At 46.8% G+C, this 17,171-nt stretch carries 12 protein-coding genes; 11 read left to right on the forward strand and 1 reads right to left on the reverse strand.

Annotated features, from left to right (window positions below):
* Positions 1 to 53: 53 nt before the first annotated feature.
* From EJL91_RS17505 to EJL91_RS25155, 4 genes are read left to right on the forward strand one after another with little or no spacing between them, the layout of a single operon-like run.
* Entirely contained in the window at positions 54 to 1,568 is a 1,515-nt protein-coding gene (locus EJL91_RS17505) for a sugar ABC transporter ATP-binding protein (protein ID WP_125143279.1), read from the forward strand.
* A complete protein-coding gene (locus tag EJL91_RS17510) occupies positions 1,565 to 2,608 on the forward strand; it encodes an ABC transporter permease (RefSeq protein WP_125143280.1) in 1,044 nt (347 codons plus the stop codon). Before EJL91_RS17505 ends, EJL91_RS17510 begins: the two co-directional genes overlap by 4 nt.
* The gene (locus EJL91_RS17515) at positions 2,601 to 3,641 is read left to right on the forward strand and encodes an ABC transporter permease (protein WP_125143281.1); all 1,041 of its coding nucleotides are present in this window, start codon (positions 2,601 to 2,603) and stop codon (positions 3,639 to 3,641) included. The genes EJL91_RS17510 and EJL91_RS17515 overlap by 8 nt, the downstream gene beginning before the upstream one ends.
* Positions 3,642 to 3,691: 50 nt before the next feature.
* Positions 3,692 to 3,820, forward strand: a complete 129-nt coding sequence (locus EJL91_RS25155; protein ID WP_279230050.1) for a hypothetical protein — start codon at positions 3,692 to 3,694, stop codon at positions 3,818 to 3,820.
* Between the two features lie 165 nt (positions 3,821 to 3,985).
* On the opposite strand, the gene EJL91_RS17520 is transcribed toward EJL91_RS25155, so the two are convergent.
* Positions 3,986 to 5,263, reverse strand: a complete 1,278-nt coding sequence (locus tag EJL91_RS17520) for an IS4 family transposase (protein ID WP_125143282.1) — start codon at positions 5,261 to 5,263, stop codon at positions 3,986 to 3,988.
* A gap of 1,017 nt (positions 5,264 to 6,280) precedes the next feature.
* Between EJL91_RS17520 and EJL91_RS17525 the strand changes: the two genes are divergently transcribed.
* The 7 genes from EJL91_RS17525 to EJL91_RS17555 all read left to right on the forward strand — a co-directional run bounded on the left by EJL91_RS17525 (position 6,281) and on the right by EJL91_RS17555 (position 17,170).
* A complete protein-coding gene (locus EJL91_RS17525; protein WP_125143283.1) occupies positions 6,281 to 6,784 on the forward strand; it encodes a DUF6106 family protein in 504 nt (167 codons plus the stop codon).
* Positions 6,785 to 7,008: 224 nt separating this feature from the next.
* On the forward strand, positions 7,009 to 8,460 hold the full coding sequence (guaB, locus tag EJL91_RS17530; protein ID WP_125143284.1) for an IMP dehydrogenase: 1,452 nt from the start codon (positions 7,009 to 7,011) through the stop codon (positions 8,458 to 8,460).
* 197 nt (positions 8,461 to 8,657) lie between these two features.
* Entirely contained in the window at positions 8,658 to 9,527 is an 870-nt protein-coding gene (locus EJL91_RS17535) for a YitT family protein (RefSeq protein WP_125143639.1), read from the forward strand.
* A gap of 186 nt (positions 9,528 to 9,713) precedes the next feature.
* A complete protein-coding gene (locus EJL91_RS17540) occupies positions 9,714 to 10,931 on the forward strand; it encodes a bacterial transcriptional activator domain-containing protein (protein ID WP_243125438.1) in 1,218 nt (405 codons plus the stop codon).
* A gap of 373 nt (positions 10,932 to 11,304) precedes the next feature.
* Positions 11,305 to 11,748, forward strand: a complete 444-nt coding sequence (locus tag EJL91_RS24980; RefSeq protein ID WP_243125440.1) for a hypothetical protein — start codon at positions 11,305 to 11,307, stop codon at positions 11,746 to 11,748.
* 42 nt (positions 11,749 to 11,790) lie between these two features.
* Positions 11,791 to 16,500 (forward strand): DUF7604 domain-containing protein, encoded by a 4,710-nt coding sequence (locus EJL91_RS17550; RefSeq protein WP_125143285.1) that lies wholly within the window; start codon positions 11,791 to 11,793, stop codon positions 16,498 to 16,500.
* A complete protein-coding gene (locus EJL91_RS17555) occupies positions 16,493 to 17,170 on the forward strand; it encodes a hypothetical protein (protein ID WP_125143286.1) in 678 nt (225 codons plus the stop codon). Before EJL91_RS17550 ends, EJL91_RS17555 begins: the two co-directional genes overlap by 8 nt.
* Position 17,171 lies beyond the last annotated feature (1 nt).

Genomic DNA, 17,171 nt, shown 5'->3' on the forward strand with positions numbered 1-17,171 from the left:
TTATTGATTGAGTGCCGGACATAATTGAATGGCGAACAGGGGCAGGTGGCAAGATGAATGATATATTATTGGAAGTAAAAGAGATATCAAAACATTTCGGGGGAGTTAAGGCTCTCGATAAGGTAAATATGGTGATCAGAAAGGGAGAAATCCATTGCCTGGTGGGGGAAAACGGCTGTGGAAAATCTACGCTGATCAAGATTATATCCGGGTTTTATAAACCGGACGGAGGAGAAATCGTATACGATGGAACGAGCTATCAGAGCCTAGGAATCAATCAGTCCATCCAGCTCGGAATCCAGGTCATATATCAGGACATGTCCATTTTCCCGAACCTTACGGCGGCTGAAAATATTGCTCTGAATTATGAGCTTTATAATAAGAAGAAATTTGTAAACTGGAAGAACGTCTATGAGGTGGCCAGGAAATCCCTGGATCACATCGGCATTGATATTCCTCTGGATGCGACGGTAGGAGCGCTGTCTATCGCGGATAAGCAGCTGATCGCGATTGCCAGGTCGATTTTACATAATTCCAGGCTCATTATTATGGACGAGCCGACCTCAGCCCTTACGCGCAGGGAGGTGGATAAACTGTTCCGGGTTATCAGACAGCTCCAGAACGAAGGAATCTCCGTATTATTCGTCAGCCATAAGCTGGATGAAGTATTTGAGATTGCCGACCATTTTACCGTATTCAGGAACGGCAGGCATATTGTATCGGATTCGGCGAAAAACATTGACAATGAACAGTTCATTTACTATATGACAGGCAGGAAGATCGAGCAGGACTATTTCGACCCGCAGGATGTGGACAACTCCCGCAGCCTGTTTAAGGTGGAAAATCTCTGCCTGAAAAACGGCTTTGAAAATATCAGCTTTGAGATCCACCCCGGAGAGATTCTTGGAATTACGGGACTTCTCGGCTCGGGAAGGACGGAGCTTGCAAAGGCGCTGTTCGGCCTCTATCAGGCGGACGGCGGGAAAGTGTTTGTGGACGGCCGCGAGGTGCAGATAAAATCGCCGATGGACGCGCTTCGCCTGAAGATTGCCTATGTGCCGGAGGATCGTCTTACCGAGGGGCTGTTTCTGACGCAGTCCATTGAAAACAACATGATTGTGTCCAACATCGACCGCCTGAAAAAGAAAAACAGGACCGTGGATTTCGACAGGGGCCATGCGGATTCAAAAGAGTGGGTCAGAAACCTTGGAATCAAATTAAATGAACTGAAAGACGGGATCCAGACGCTTTCAGGAGGAAACCAGCAGAAGGTGGTTCTGGGGAAATGGCTGGAAACCGAGCCGAAGGTGCTGATACTCAACGGCCCCACGGTCGGAGTCGATATCGGCGCAAAGTACGATATCCACAACTACCTGAGGGCGCTGGCGGAAAAGAAGAACATGGCTATTATCCTGATTTCCGATGATATCAGTGAAATACTGATGAACTGTAACCGGATTCTGATTATCAAGAGCGGAAGAATTGTAAGCGAACACAGGAACACGGAGCTTGACGGCAGTAAGCTTCAGGCCCTTATCACAGAAGGAAAGGAGACGGAAGCGGTATGAGCATAAAAAAACTACTGAAGAAAAATGAGTTCTATGTCATTCTCATCATTGCCGCCCTGTCCCTGGTGATCCAGATGAAAAGCGGGCAGTTCTTTACGGCAAATAATATTGTGGACCTTGTAAGGAGCCTGATCGTTCCAGGCATGATGGCGGCGGGCCTGTTCATGGTCATTGCATCCGGCAATATCGACGTATCCTTTCCCTATACCGCCATGCTGTGCATGTTTGCAGTGACGAAATGGTTCCAGGTGACGGGCTATGACGGTCCTGTTATTCTCGGATTCGTGGTGGCGGGGCTCATCGGGGCCTTTCTTGGCCTGATTAACGGGGTTTTGGCTGCATGGCTGAAACTGCCGACCCTAATCATCACACTAGGTACATGTTCCATCTATCTGGGATTTACCCAGGGCGTGCTTAAAAGCAGTGTTATCTCGGCGCTTCCGGCTCCCCTATCCGGGATGGCGGCGGCCAACCTCTTCTCGGTCCGCAGCGTAACGACGGGACTTGGAAGTTCCATGCCGGTCAGTATCTTTATTCTGGCAGTCGTGCTTCTTTTGGTCGGTTTTATCATGAAATACACGATGCTAGGCAGAGGAATTTATGCTGTGGGAGGCGATCAGGTGGCGGCGGAACGCGCCGGGTTTCCGGTTGCCGGCATCAGGATTTTTGTATTTACCTTTATGGGATTCATCGGAGGAATCACGGGGCTGACCCAGGTCACATTATCGGGCATGTGCCAGATTAACTTCTTTGACGGGTACGAGATGACAATCATTGCGGCCGTTGTGCTGGGAGGCGCCAGCATTGCCGGAGGCTCCGGAAGCGTATTCGGAACCTTCCTGGGAGTGCTCCTGATGAAGCTGATTTCCAACAACCTGATCCTTCTGGGGATTCCGACCAACTGGACCAAACTGATGACGGGCGTGCTGATTATAGCGGGTGTCTGCGCCTCAGCCTACAAAATGGTTGCCGCTGAGCAGAGGGTAACCTCAAACATATTGGAGGGACATAAGGGAGAGGAGGCGAAGGCGCATGAGTAACAGCGGTTTAAATGATACATCAAAAGAAGTGTCAAAGGCGGCACGGAAAGAATTTTACGAGAAAAATGCAAACAACCTGAAGCTGATGGCCATGTTCGTCATCTCCTTTGCCGTTCTGACCGCAGCAACCGGCGGCCGCTTTTTCTCGGCCGGGCAGATGAAGCTGATTGCCTATCTGTTCCCGGAGATGGGGGTTCTCTCCCTGGGAATGATGCTGGCTATGATCAGCGGCGGCATCGACCTGACGGTTGTAGCGGTGGCTGACCTGTCGGGAATCCTCTGCTGCATGCTGTTAAAGACAATTATGCCGGAAAGCGCTTCCGTTCCGGTGCAGATTATGGTACTTCTGTTAACCGTGGCGGTCGGTCTTGTAATCGGAGGTCTCTGCGGAATATTTTCCGGGACGCTCATTTCCCGAATCGGAATACCGGCCATGGTTGCCACCCTGGGAGCCTCCGACATTATACTGGGCCTTGCCGTAGGTATCACCAACGGCTCGTCCATAAAAGAGCTTCCGCCAATCTTAAACAAGGTGGTCAGCTACCGGCTGTTTGATACGATTCCCGCCTCCACAATAATATTCGCTATCTGCGCGGGCGCCGTGGCGTTTATCCTGAACAGGACCTCACTGGGTTTTAAGATCTATATGATCGGTTCCAACAAAACCGCCACCAGATATTCGGGGATTGACGACAAGAGAGTGATAACGCTCACCTACATGATAAGCGGCATGCTGTCTTCCGTCTCGGGGCTTTTAATGTGCGGCCACTTCAATTCCGCCAGATCGGACTTTGGAAAATCCTATCTGACGCCGGCAATCCTCATCTGCGTCCTGGCGGGAGTCAGCCCAAACGGAGGAAAAGGGAAGGCCGCCGGGATGGTAATTGCAGTGGTAATCCTGCAGACACTGTCGTCTGGGTTCTCAATGTTCCAAAATATATCGGACTACTACAAGAACCTGATCTGGGGGCTGGTGCTGATCCTAGTTATGATTATTAATGTGACATCGGAGAGGCGGAAGGCGAGAAGTTGATTGAGAAATGAGGACGCCTCTGTAAGGCGGCGGACGGGGGAGTGGGTTGGATGAATGAGACTTCAGTCCCGGCGAATGGTTGGGGTGAGGGGGAATCCAGGAGAAAAGATTCCTACGGGGACTCGCTCTCGCTTGTGGAGCGCACAGCGGATGCTAAGACGTCAAAGAACGCCGTCTAAGCACCCAATGTGGTCAACTTAAGAAAAGCTGGGACTTTGCTCCTACCTCTAACGCATTTTTGAAATTTGATTCCTAATGCTACTTTTCTTTCACGCTAAAAAATGGTACACTAAATACACAGCTTACGGTATAAGCCTCTTTTCAGGGATTCATTATGTGCGGGATTACATGGTGGTTTTTCTGTTCTTACAGTGCCTATGCCTAAGCTGTATTCGGGGGCGCTTACTGGTTCGGTTTGGCTGAATCTGTGAGCGCTTTTTCACCGCCTCCTTCACGAACTGGGCCAGAATTACCGGGATGGTTTCCCCGCCACTCAAAAGACAGGCAAGATGTTTCTTCAGCCGCCCAATTATATAGGCCCGGTTTGCCTGGTATTCATAGTTTCTCTTCTTCTTTTCCTGCCTGATTTTTTCATCCGCCTCCGATTTTAAGAGGGCACAAAGATTCATGAACAGCAGATGGATAAAAAAATCCTGTTCTACGTTTGTAGGGACCGCCCCACTGAATTCTTCCAGTTGCAACTGGTTTTTCAGTTCATTATACTTACTTTCAATTTTCCATCGCCTAAAATACAGTTCCTTGAACATGGCGGGTGTCATGGCAGGATCCATGATATTCGTAACGAAACATTCGTCTGTACCGTCGTCCAACTCCACATGGATCACCCTCACCCGGACGGTTTTTCCATCCTCAATGTAGGACGGGCAATACTGTGTTATTTCGTCTTTCGAAAAAAGCTGGGTCAAACTCTTCACGGCGCTTTGTATCCGCATGACATAAAAGTAGTTCTCTGTATCAAAATGCCGGTAGAATTCATAAGAAGGATAGCCCCGGTCGAAAAGGACTACCGTCTTGTCTTTGAGGCCGACCGATTCCAGGCAGGAAAGATGCTCCATTGCCGAACGGCGTTCCGCATAGTGGTATGGATGAAGCACACCATCTACAACAATATCTTCCATAACATCATAGAGGATAGAAATGCAGGCCATCGAATCTTCCCGGGAGTGATACTGGTTCCTGCAAAGGCCAAAGTAGGAGATGTTGTCCTTTGTTTTTGGTACCTGGATACAGGAACCGTCAATGGCAAAGACATGATACCCATTCCATTTTTTACGGGAAGGGGAGGAAGCATAGAAGGTCTCAACCGAATGTAGGAAGAGGGTTTTAAACAGCAGGGGTTTGAGCTTCAACCTGGCTTTCGAGAGTGCCTGCTTGGTTAATTCAGGGAAATGGAGTTCTTTCAAATCATCCCTGATATTGGAAAGGTTCAGGTTCATGGAAGCTTTTGAAGTATACAAAAGAAAGAGAATGACCTGAGAGATGGTAAGCTTCCTTTTTCGAATAAAATGATGCTTTTCGTGAAACTGAGCCAAAAAAGCAGGGGAATAAATGAGAGATTTTAATCCTTCCAGAATGTTGCAGCAAATGTGAAGTGGGCTCATAAATATACCTCCGATTAAATGTATTTAAACGGAGAAACGGCAAATTTTACGAAGCTTGTCAATTAGCAAAACGCCAGTAATTTGCATGATATTTTGTGCATTTTCACAGTTTATTTTTAAAAAATATCTTTGACTTCTTAAGTTGACCACATTGGTCTAAGCACCGGCGGGCTCCAATGTCCCCTTCGGAATCTTTTCTCCTTCCTTCCCCGGGCAGGTTGTCGACGGGACTGAAGACTCAGCGAAGGTTGTCGCCCCATCCGTCGGCTTCAGGGGCTGATTGTCTCTTTCGTCAAGTAAGGGCAGGTATTGTCGCGGCCACTATGTTGTCGTGAACCTTTTACCTTAAGAAGGTATTTTGGGCAGGATTCAGAGAAAAATCCAAAGCTGGATTTAATGATGAATTATAAAATTCGATGGATATTTAAGGATAGGTCAGGCGTCAAAGTTCAGATTCATCAATTGGATACCATCAAATTGGATACCATACAGGAAAATCACTTGACAATATAGGGAGGAATTCTCCTAAAATTCGGGGACACGTAGTGGCAGCGACAGTACCTCCCCCCTTGAAGGAAGAAGAACAATTCAGCGGCCGCAGGCCGGGGTACGGGATGGCGACAACCTTCGCGTCTTCAGTCCCGGGTCATAACCTTCCCGTGGGGAATCCGGGAGAAAAAGATTCCGGAGGGAACCTGGGAGTTCATCGGCACTTACCGAGGTTTTTTCGAGGTTAGTGTCCGTTATGTACTCCAAAGAGCGCAAGCGTTTCCCGCAGGAACTTTTTCTGCCCGGATTCTCCACCCGCGACAACCTAACGCCCGGGACTGAAGACTCATCCCTCCCCTCTCACCATTCCAAACTCCGACCGTCCCGGCGCCGTTCTCCTTCCTCAACCAAATCCCCATCTTGCATCCGTCCGCAAATTGTTGTAGGATAGTATCATCAGCCGTATCCGTTCAGCAGGCGCTGAACTATTATCATCGGTCTATTTTACACAGGAAAAGGGGAAAACACATGCTCAACGAAAGCTACGCAGAATGTCTTGTAAAAAAGAAAACGCCGGGTTCCTCCGTTATTGTAAAGATCCTTCTGGCCGTGGGAATTATTCTCACAGCGGCTTCTATCTTATGGATCGGCCTGTTCGGCTTCCTTGCCTTCATTGGAATGTGCGCATTTGCGTATTATATGGTCCAGAATATGAATGTGGAGTTTGAATATCTCCTGGTGGACCGGACATTTTCTGTGGATCGGATCTTTTCAAAGACGAGGAGAAAGAAGGCGGCGGAATATACACTGGAGGACATCCAGGTCATTGCCCCGGTAACTTCCGGCCATATTAAAGAGTATGAGCATCAGGTGAAAAAGGTCACCGACTACACATCGGGAGATCCGGGAGCCGTCCGATACGCTTTTATTTACACAAAGAGCGGGGCCGGGGAGAAAGTGCTCTTTGAGCCGGATGAAAAGATGGTGCGCTGTTTCAGACAGATGGCGCCGAGAAAGACACATGAAAATTAAACTTTGGTTTATTAAGGAGCAGGCAGGGTTCCCTGACGTATAGCGGCAGGGGGCCTTCTTTAGATTCTTTTGACAAAATTCTCCTGAATTCGCGTCGGAAAATTCGTAAAAGTGCGTGGTTGACATCAACCCTCAAATTTGATAGTATTAGATACTAATAACTCCGGAAAATATCGAGAGTCTACTTATAATAATACAAATAATACGAAAGTGAGGAAGAATTAATGGGTAAGATTATTGGCGATGGCATTACATTTGATGATGTACTGCTCGTACCGTCATATTCAGAAATCATTCCTAACCAGGTTGATTTAAGCACGTATCTGACGAAAAAAATTAAACTGAATATTCCCTTAATGAGCGCCGGTATGGACACGGTTACCGAGCACAGAATGGCAATTGCCATGGCAAGACAGGGCGGTATCGGCATTATCCACAAGAACATGTCGATTGAAGAGCAGGCTGAGGAAGTCGATAAGGTAAAACGTTCAGAGAACGGTGTCATCACAGACCCATTTTATTTATCCCCGGAACATACACTGAAAGATGCCGATGAGCTGATGGGCAAGTTCCGCATTTCCGGCGTTCCGATTACGGAAGGAAGAAAGCTGGTCGGCATTATCACAAACCGTGACTTAAAGTTTGAGGAAGATTACTCCAGAAAGATCAAAGAGTGCATGACTTCCAAAAACCTGGTGACGGCAAAGGAAGGCATCAACCTGACGGAAGCCAAGAAGATTCTGGCGAAGGCCAGGGTGGAGAAGCTCCCGATCGTGGACGACGACTTCAATTTAAAAGGACTTATCACAATCAAAGATATTGAGAAGCAGATCAAATATCCGTTCTCGGCCAAGGATGAGCAGGGCAGACTTCTCTGCGGCGCAGGCGTCGGCATCACAGCTAATGTACTGGATCGCGTAGAGGCTCTTGTGAAGGCGAAGGTGGATGTGATTGTACTGGATTCCGCGCACGGCCATTCCGAGAATGTGCTCCGCTGCGTTAAGATGATCAAAGAAGCATATCCGGATATCCAGGTAATAGCAGGCAACGTGGCTACCGGCGCGGCTACCAAGGCCCTCATCGAAGCGGGCGTGGATGCCGTCAAGGTTGGTATCGGACCGGGCTCTATCTGTACCACCCGCGTGGTTGCAGGTATTGGCGTGCCTCAGGTTACCGCCGTTATGGACTGCTACGAAGCAGCGAAAGAATACGGTATTCCGATTATTGCAGACGGAGGAATCAAGTATTCGGGAGACGTTACAAAGGCAATTGCGGCAGGCGGAAGCGTATGTATGCTGGGTTCCATGTTTGCAGGCTGTGACGAGAGCCCGGGCACTTTCGAATTATATCAGGGCAGAAAGTATAAGGTTTACCGGGGTATGGGTTCCATTGCCGCGATGGAGAACGGAAGTAAAGACCGCTATTTCCAGAACGATGCCAAGAAACTGGTTCCGGAGGGCGTGGAAGGCCGCGTCGCATACAAAGGAATGGTGGAAGACACCGTATTCCAGCTTCTCGGCGGTTTACGCGCCGGTATGGGATACTGCGGAGCGCCGGATATTAAGACACTTCAGGAGACGGGAAGTTTCATCAAGATTTCCGCTGCTTCCCTGAAAGAGAGCCATCCTCACGATATCCATATCACGAAGGAAGCTCCGAACTATAGCATTGAATAACTAAATAATGTCAGCCGGGAAACCGGCTTTAAAAGATAGCCGTATGGCTTGATAATAACAGGTGATGTCCCTCACGGGGTGTCGCCTGTTTATTTTTTGAAAGAAGTAACCTGTCTGCGGCGTGTGTGGGCTGTCATTGAAGATACTTTATATTTTTTATTATTTTGGGGAAAATGGTAAGAGGAAGGTGTGTGGAGATGGAAAAACTTCGTGAAAAGATTTCTTTTAAAGATATGGGGCTTTTGTTAGTAGGGGCGGTCATTTACAGTATCGGGACGCATGCGTTTATGGTTCCGGCTAATATAGCCCCGGGAGGCGCTTCCGGTATTGCGCTGATGGTCAATTATCTGACCGATCTGCCGGTGGGAGCCCTGACCCTGGTTCTCAATATACCGCTTTTAATTCTGGCCTGGTTTTATTTAAGCCACCGTTTTGCGATTACTACGGCTGTGGCCAGTACCGTGTGCTCTTTAATCCTCGATATGGCGGTGGCTCCGTTCTGTCCTGTTTATAATGGCGACAGAATGCTGTGCAGCCTTTACGGGGGTGTAATCGTAGGAGTTGGAATGGCCATGATCTTTATGACGGGGACTACGACAGGGGGAACGGATATCGTCGGCTACCTGCTCCAGAAGAAACGGCCCCACATGTCCATAGGCAGGGCGCTTCTGATTGTGGACAGTGTTATCCTGGTGTTTTCCATTTTTGTTTTCGGCAATATTGAGGCGGCTCTCTTTGGCCTGATTGCCCTGTATGCCCAGACAAAAGTGATTGATTCTATTATCTACGGCGGAGATGCGGGAAGTATGGCCACCGTCGTGACGAAGAAACCGGACGGTATAGCGGCGAAGATTATTTACGAGCTGGATCGCTCGGCCACCCTGCTTCCGGCAAGGGGGGCATACAGTAAACAGGATACCAGCGTCCTTTTGTGCACGGTCAGGAAGTCCCAGTTTGCAAAACTCAAGAAAATCGTGTATGACGAGGATCCCGATGCATTTGTCATGGTGACGGAGACATCGGAGGTGCTGGGACAGGGATTCAGAGAGTTTAAAGATACCATCTGACGAAAACCCAATAAAGCTTTTTCAAAACAATCAGGACAAAAACGTGATTGACTCTGTTGCCCGAACTAAATTTGTGCTATAATATGTACACTTAGTGAAGGACTTGCGAATCTGGTGCGAGCCATGCCGAATACCTACCGGCAAAGGCATTTAAGGGAAATAGTCCCGGATGCGGAGATGGGAAAGATGAAAAAGGGTAATGAAAAGGTACTGAAGATCTGTATGTTTGGTGGTTTCACTCTGGATTATGACGGCAAAGAAATCATTCTGGGGAGAAACAGTACCGCGAAATTTGTACAGCTTTTGCAGATTGTATGGATTCACGGCACAAAGGGAATTGCCAAGGAACAGCTTATGCAGCTGCTTTATGACAGACTCAATGTAACAAATTTAAATAACAGCCTGAATAACCTGCTGTACCGGATGCGGAAACAGATGGTCCAGGCGGGTCTGCCGGAGGGAGATTATATCACCAACCGGGACGGACTGTATATCTGTGACGAGAATATTTCCATACAAGTAGATACGATGGAGTTTGAGCGGTATATTACGGAGGCGGAGAATGCGGTCGACAGGAAGGAAAAGTACCGCTGTTATGAGAATGCAGTGATGCTTTATAGGGGAGAATTGCTCCCCGCCATATCAAGTGAGACATGGGTAACCCTGGAGAGTCTGTCCTATAAGCGGAAATTCAGTGAATGTGTGGAGTGGCTGGGACAGTATATGGAAGAGCAGAAAGACTATGAGGCAATGAACAGGCTTTACAGCCAGGCAGCCGAGATTTATCCTTTTGATGACTGGCAGATTCACCAGATAGAAAGCCTGCTCTATAAGGAAGATTATAAAGAGGCTTACCGCCTGTATGATAAGACGGTCCATATGTATTCCGAAGAGATGGGACTGCCGCCGTCCACTCAGATGCTGGAATGTTACCGTAAGATGGGAGAGAAGCTTAAAAACTGTCCCAACAATCTGGATGAGATACGGGATGAACTGAAAGAAGACCGTGAAGAAGATGAACTGACAGCGGAAGGTGCATTCTACTGCTCCTATCCGAGCTTTATTGATACATACCGTCTCCTGAGCCGGATTATGGAGCGGAGCGGCCAGTCCGTATTCCTGATGCTCTGTACCCTGGTTGATTATGAAGGAAAAGTCATCCAGAACCAGGAGAAACTTAAGAAACGTTCCGAAGATCTCCGGGAGGCCATCCGTCTGACTCTCAGACGCGGTGATGCCTATACCATGTACAGCAATTCCCAGTACCTGATTCTGCTTTCAGGGACAAAGCAGGAAGACTGTTCCATCGTCTATAACAGGATTAATAAAAAATTAAAGGAGTTGGCCGGAATTCGGGCGGAGATCAGTTATAATGTAACGTCACTGGCAGAACTGGGAGCGTGACGGTCAGGAACGTTGGAAGCAGGAATTGTTTAGATATATTTATTTATAGAAGATACTCTGCGGAGAGCTTTTTCACTGATCAAAAGTGGAATGTGCAGGGGTAGAGAATTTCATTATAGAGATTAAAAGTCATGAGAAAGTGTTTTACACTTTTTCATGACTTTTTTTAATTCATAGGAAATTACGCCCTATGAATTAAAAAACGCTCCGCGAGGATGCACATGCCGCACAGAGGGAAGAATTCATGCATTTATTTAGAAAAAGTTAATGAAAATGTAAAAAAAGTAAGGTAAAAGCAAAAAAATCCCTTTGCGTGATTAGTTGCGTGATTGCCTTTTTGGTAAATTAGTTTTAAACGAAGGGAGAGGTCAGAATGATGGAAGGAATGGTTTCAGCGCCTAATCTTATAACGATATGTGTAGATAGCTTTGCACAGGGAGATTATTCAGGAAGCATCTGGAATCTGTATCAGAAAAGACCGATTCCATACGCCAATACAATGGATTTACTGAGAAAGGTGGATTCATTTTTCAACGAACTGGATTATCCGCAGAATTCAACGATTGACAGAACCTTTGGAAAGGACAAAGGTGCGGTAAGACAGAAAAAAGAGGGGGCTGTGGCACAGATGGACGAAAGGGAATTAAAAAAGAAAAAAGGTGAAGAAGCCACATTTATTGTCTACGTAAAATATAGGCAAAATGCCACCTGGCAGGGTGAAGTAATCTGGGCAGACAAAAAAGAAAAGAAGTTTTTCCGCAGTGCCCTGGAGTTATTAAAACTGATGGACAGTGCAATGGAAGAAAAGGAAGTATAGAAGCACAGGGGAGATTTACGAGAAAGGAAGGCGGGAGAATAGATGAATTTCGCGGAACAGAAATTATTCAGAAGAAAAAGAAAAAGCGCGGTAAAGCGCAATTGGCGTCAAAGCCTGGCCTGGCTGTTAATCGCCTGTCTGTGCATTACGAATATAAATATCGCCGCATTTGCAGCAGAGATTGCACTGGACGGGAATGGACTTGCAGCTACACCGTCAAGCGCTACCGCATCAGAAGCGGATGTATGGATGCCGGGAGCTTCGATTTCAGGAAAAGAACTTCTGGCCGAAGCAGAACGGGCTGTTACAAATGGATGGAAGTTTGATTTTGACAGCATGCTAAGAAAACTTGACAGTGAGTCAGACAGTGAGAACAGCCAGAACTTTAAAAGGTATGAAGATTTGTTTGATGGATATTCCAGTTTCATCTTATTCTACGACAACGACGAAGAGGGAATGTTAACCGGTGATAACAAAAAAGCATATGGTTACATTCTGGTCCGTCTCGATAAGAAGAAATACATGGAATACAGGGAGCATGCAGGCCTTGGGAATACAGATATCGAAGCAAGCGCCTCGGATGCGGAAGCAGAGGAATCCTACAGGCTGACCGGGGATGAGGAAATTATTTTCCTCTATATGAACGGTACGGGAGTGGATGCGACATTTAATCTGAATTTTGAAGATATCGAAACATCTGAAATCGTAGTGCCGGCGGCAAGCTATTTTATAGAAGAAAAGGAAGAAGAAATTACCGAGACAACGGCAGCGCCTGAAGAGCAGACGGAAGAGCCGAAAGAGGAACAGCCGGACGGAAATGGCGGCGGTTCATCAGGCGGAGGCGGTTCAGGAAGCGGAAGTGAAGATAACCAGGGCGGTTCCGAAGACGAAACAGATATCGCAGGTCCGGAAGATGGAACCGATAAAGAGCAGGGAACGGTTGAGGATGAAAGTAAATCCGACAGCGGAAATACAGAAACCGAAGAAGGTCAGGAAGGAACGAAACCCGACGGCGGAAGCGAAGAAGGCCAGGAAGGGACAAAACCTGACAGCGGAACAGACGCAGGCCAGGAAGGAACAAAACCTGACGGCGGAACAGACGCAGGCCAGGAAGGAACAAAACCTGACGGCGGAAGCGAAGAAGGCCAGGGAGGAACAAAACCCGACGGCGGAAGCGAAGAAGGCCAGGGAGGGACGAAACCCGACGGCGGAAGTGATGCAGGCCAGGAAGGAACAAAACCCGACGGCGGAACAGACGCAGACAAGGGAGATGTGGGAAACAGCGGTTCATCCGATAAAGGCAACAGCCAGGGAAGTACAGATTCCGGCAAGGACAACGGCAGCGATAGCGGACATGACAGCGACAAATCGTCCGGCTCGGCTTCGGGAACAGATTCTGGTTCAGGCAGCGATAAAGGTTCCGGCAGCGGTTCCGGTTCGGGCAGTGATTCAGGCTCAGGAACAAGTTCAGGTTCCGGCAGCGGTTCAGACTCCGGTTCCGGCGGCAGCGGTTCATCAGGTGATCAGACCGTATCAATTTCCAGCTACAATGTTGTAAGAGTAATGGGACCGAATCCGGACGCATCGGAAGAAGATGAAGACGATGGAATGAGTTTTGAAGAGTGGTCGGAAGATGACGAGGAAGAAGACGATGAAGAGTACGACGACTATGACGATTATGATTACGGCAGTTACGAATATGGCGAAGACGGCACGATTTACCTGAATATGACATTCCTGCCGGCAGCGGCAATGCAGGCCAGGAAAGCACAGTCTAAGGCAAGGTTTTTCCGGTCGGCAAAGTCAGAGAATGAACAGGTTTCCGTACAGGCATCCGTAGCGGCGGTGAGTGATTTTACACCTACGATTAAAGGTTATCACAAACAGATCAGACATATTAGCGGTGATGACTATGAACTGCATCTTGATGTATCCGGTTCTGGGCAGGGAATGGACATTATGCTCATCGTGGATAGATCGAATAGTATGGGAAGTTCTTTCAGCGGTTCGATGAAAGAGTTGAAAGAAGTTTTGGGATATCGCAGGACTTTGGACTATTGGCCGCATAGAGTAGAAGAGAAAGACGGATTTGTAGATGAGATTTTTGGAAAAGCCCCGAATAGCCGATTCTCTATTATTACCTATGGTACAACTGCCAGCACGAAGCTAAACTGGTCAGGAAATAAGACGGATATAAAAGATGCAATCGGAGACATGACAGTAGACGGCGGAACAAACTACGAAGATGCTTTGTACTCTGCAAAGGAAATGCTTGAGAAAAGAGAGCCTGGACGAGTTCCGGTCATAATTTTCCTTAGTGATGGGAAACCAACCTATTACAATAAGAGTGATAAAAATGATAAGACAATAGAATTCAACGGCTATAATACAACCTTCAAGACAGGTGGAGAAGGAGATAGCACGGATTCTAAAACAACTTCAGAAACAATTAATGCCGGTAAGGAATTTTATAAAGTTGCATCACAAAAAGGCGCGACTGTCTATGGTGTGGGATTTGACGGAGCTGATATTAAATACTTTAAACCGATAGTCTATGGTGTTGAAGCGCCAAACAGTACTTCAAGAATCCTCATGGCATCGGATAATAATCTGACAAAGGAATTTGATAAGCTGCTGGAGAACCTGAAGGTTAAGAATGTTAAGATTGCAGATACATTAAGTCAATATGTTGACTTATCAACTAATTGGAAAGATACAGCTAAAGTATACAAGATAAAAGACACAAGTAAAACTGAATTAGAAGAGGGCAGCGGGTATGAATCTTTGGAATATGCTGAAAATACAAGGACAATTACTCTGACGTTTGGCGCAGACAGGAAACTGGAAGAAAATACGGTATATGAACTTGTTTTCAATATCAAGGTAAATGACGTTGCTAAAAATGCTTTGGCGAATGGTGAGTATCCTTCAGTAGGAGATCCCGATACGGATTATGGCAATAATGATACAAGCAGTGAACAACGGGGATTTTATTCAAATGAAAAAGCAGTATTAACATTCGGAGATGATTCATCTTTACTTCTTGAATATCCGAAGCCAGTTGTTCAGACTACATACGTACCGGAACCGGAACACAGAAAGTATATTGAAGATAAGAAAAACGGAACGTTTGATTTGACACTGGATGTTACTTCACTGATCGGTTCTTCTACTGAGACAACCGAAATAAAGTCTCCAGCGGATGTAGTATTTGTCTTAGATAGTTCGGGAAGCATGGCCTGGGCAATCGGCGGCCAATATGCATCAGGAACAAAAAGATATGTATTAGTAAACAATGCAATAAAAAAAGTAGTGGAAGGACTTGCAGACTTCGATGTTTATTACAGAGGTGTTCAGTTTTCAGGTAATTCATACACTAATAAGCCGGATGATTGGCTTAAGGCTGCAAAGCCATATAAGAACGGTGCAGACATTAGTTCTCCAAAGAATGGAACATATCCCAATGAGGCATTGAAAAGAGGAATACAATTAATAAATGCCGGTTCTCCCAATAGGAATGAAAAGGGGTTAAAAAAACACATAATCATTCTTACGGATGGTGAACCCTCTGATAATGACCAGAGTAAAGAGAAGGAAATTGATGCAGCAATAGCTAATTTGTCCACCGATACAGTGCTTCATATAATCTCTTGCCAACCGACTACCAGCACCTATCTGACAAGGCTACAGGCCCGGGCTATGAATAAAGGCGCAGCTGTAACCATGCAGTACATCAATAACGAAGCAGATGTAGATAAAGTTTTCAACAACATTAAAAACAGCATTATCTCCTCCGTAACAGAAAGCAAACCGGGAATCACAGGAGTGACAATAACAGATACACTTAGTGAGTACGCAGAATTTGCCAATCCAAACAGCACAAATGACGTAAAAATCCTTATGGATGGAACAGAAATGTCGGCGGCGGAGAAAAAAGAGGCGAATCCGGTTGTAACAAAGAAGGGAAAGACGGTAACAGTCAGCTTCGCAGGTGACTATGAATTTGAAAAAGATGTCACCTACAGCATCAGCTTCCCAATCAAACCATCAGCCAAAGCATTCGAAGAATACCTTCAGAATAAGGGCGGATACGGCGAAGCAGTAGGCGATGCAGACACCGACGTACCTGGATTCTCCGAGGAGGAGTGGACCAGCTCAGGAAAACCTGGATTCCATTCCAATGAATCGGCAAAGGTAACTTATATCTACGGAACAAACCAGAAGGAATTAGAATATCCGCATCCGGTACTTCAGGTAACACAGGGAAAGATGAGAATCAGGAAAGTGGTTATTGACGGTACACGGGAGGATGACGGAAAAGACTTTATCATCCATGTAAATGGTGAGGATTATTCGTCCGTAGCATTGGAAGACGGAGAGACGAGCCCATATATCTATGTGGATTCAGAAACAACATTCAAGATTACAGAGTCGGTTCCTATGGAATACACACAGGCGGCAATGCTGAGAATTACAGACGCAAAAACGGGAGAACTGATTGAAGAGTCCGAAGGGACCTTAACAGTGAGGCCGGGGGATGACCTTCTGGTAGAAGTTTACAACACATACGGTCACAAACCATACTTCCATAGCTGGAACACGGTAACCAATTATACCACGGGAGACAAGACCACACCGTTTAGGACCAGCCGGGAAGCAGCAAAAGAGGCTGCAAAGAACCACCCGAAAGCAGCTTTAACAGGAAACGATGAAGATGATTTAAATATGGAGGAGGGAGAGGCGCTTGATTAAATTCAGTAGAAATTATATAAAAATAACCGGCGTCACTCTCATGGCGGTACTGGCCCTGGGGATTGGAGGAACCGGGGCAGCCGTCCGCCACAGAATGGCTCTCAAAAATGAGGTTCGGACGCCGACAGTGGAAGTTACAACAAATGAAACGATAGGTAATGTGGATCACAGTGGAAAGAAACAGAAAGAAGTAATGTTTACAAATACTGGTTCCGCGGATGTCTTTCTCCGCATCGCTTATGCGGAAACATGGATTTACACAGAGTCGCTGTCCGGTGGGAAGACAGAGCAGATTATTCTTCCAAACCGCAGTGAGACGGGCAATGATGACAGCATTGTATCGAAAGAGTGGGATGACGAGTGGGGCGATAACTGGTATGACGGAGGCGATGGCTGGTATTACTACAAAAAGGTTCTGGAAGCTGGTCAAAACACAGAGGGAATTTTAAGGTCGGTAACATTCAACGACACAGATAATTATCCCGACAGCCGTTATACAGATGCCGAATATCAGCTTCATTTCCAGGTGGAAGCCGTACAGGCCAGCGATGAACTCCAGGTGAGCAAGGATGCGGTGAAGGAATTATTTGACAAATCCATCTCAGTAGAAGAAAACGGCTGGCCGGGAAACAAATATACGACGACAGTCCTGTGGGAAGGAGGTAACTGAT

It is taken from the genome of Clostridium transplantifaecale, assembly GCF_900626075.1.
Lineage (GTDB): Bacteria > Bacillota > Clostridia > Lachnospirales > Lachnospiraceae > Otoolea > Otoolea transplantifaecalis.

Excerpts from the sequence above, each read along its gene's own strand:
- EJL91_RS17535 (WP_125143639.1), top strand. The coding sequence starts at position 8,658 with ATGGAAAAACTTCGTGAAAAGATTTCTTTTAAAGATATGGGGCTTTTG.
- EJL91_RS17505 (WP_125143279.1), top strand. The coding sequence starts at position 54 with ATGAATGATATATTATTGGAAGTAAAAGAGATATCAAAACATTTCGGG.
- guaB (WP_125143284.1), top strand. The coding sequence starts at position 7,009 with ATGGGTAAGATTATTGGCGATGGCATTACATTTGATGATGTACTGCTC.
- EJL91_RS17540 (WP_243125438.1), top strand. The coding sequence starts at position 9,714 with ATGAAAAAGGGTAATGAAAAGGTACTGAAGATCTGTATGTTTGGTGGT.
- EJL91_RS17550 (WP_125143285.1), top strand. The coding sequence starts at position 11,791 with ATGAATTTCGCGGAACAGAAATTATTCAGAAGAAAAAGAAAAAGCGCG.
- EJL91_RS17515 (WP_125143281.1), top strand. The coding sequence starts at position 2,601 with ATGAGTAACAGCGGTTTAAATGATACATCAAAAGAAGTGTCAAAGGCG.
- EJL91_RS25155 (WP_279230050.1), top strand. The coding sequence starts at position 3,692 with ATGAATGAGACTTCAGTCCCGGCGAATGGTTGGGGTGAGGGGGAATCC.
- EJL91_RS17525 (WP_125143283.1), top strand. The coding sequence starts at position 6,281 with ATGCTCAACGAAAGCTACGCAGAATGTCTTGTAAAAAAGAAAACGCCG.
- EJL91_RS24980 (WP_243125440.1), top strand. The coding sequence starts at position 11,305 with ATGATGGAAGGAATGGTTTCAGCGCCTAATCTTATAACGATATGTGTA.
- EJL91_RS17510 (WP_125143280.1), top strand. The coding sequence starts at position 1,565 with ATGAGCATAAAAAAACTACTGAAGAAAAATGAGTTCTATGTCATTCTC.
- EJL91_RS17520 (WP_125143282.1), bottom strand. The coding sequence starts at position 5,263 with ATGAGCCCACTTCACATTTGCTGCAACATTCTGGAAGGATTAAAATCT.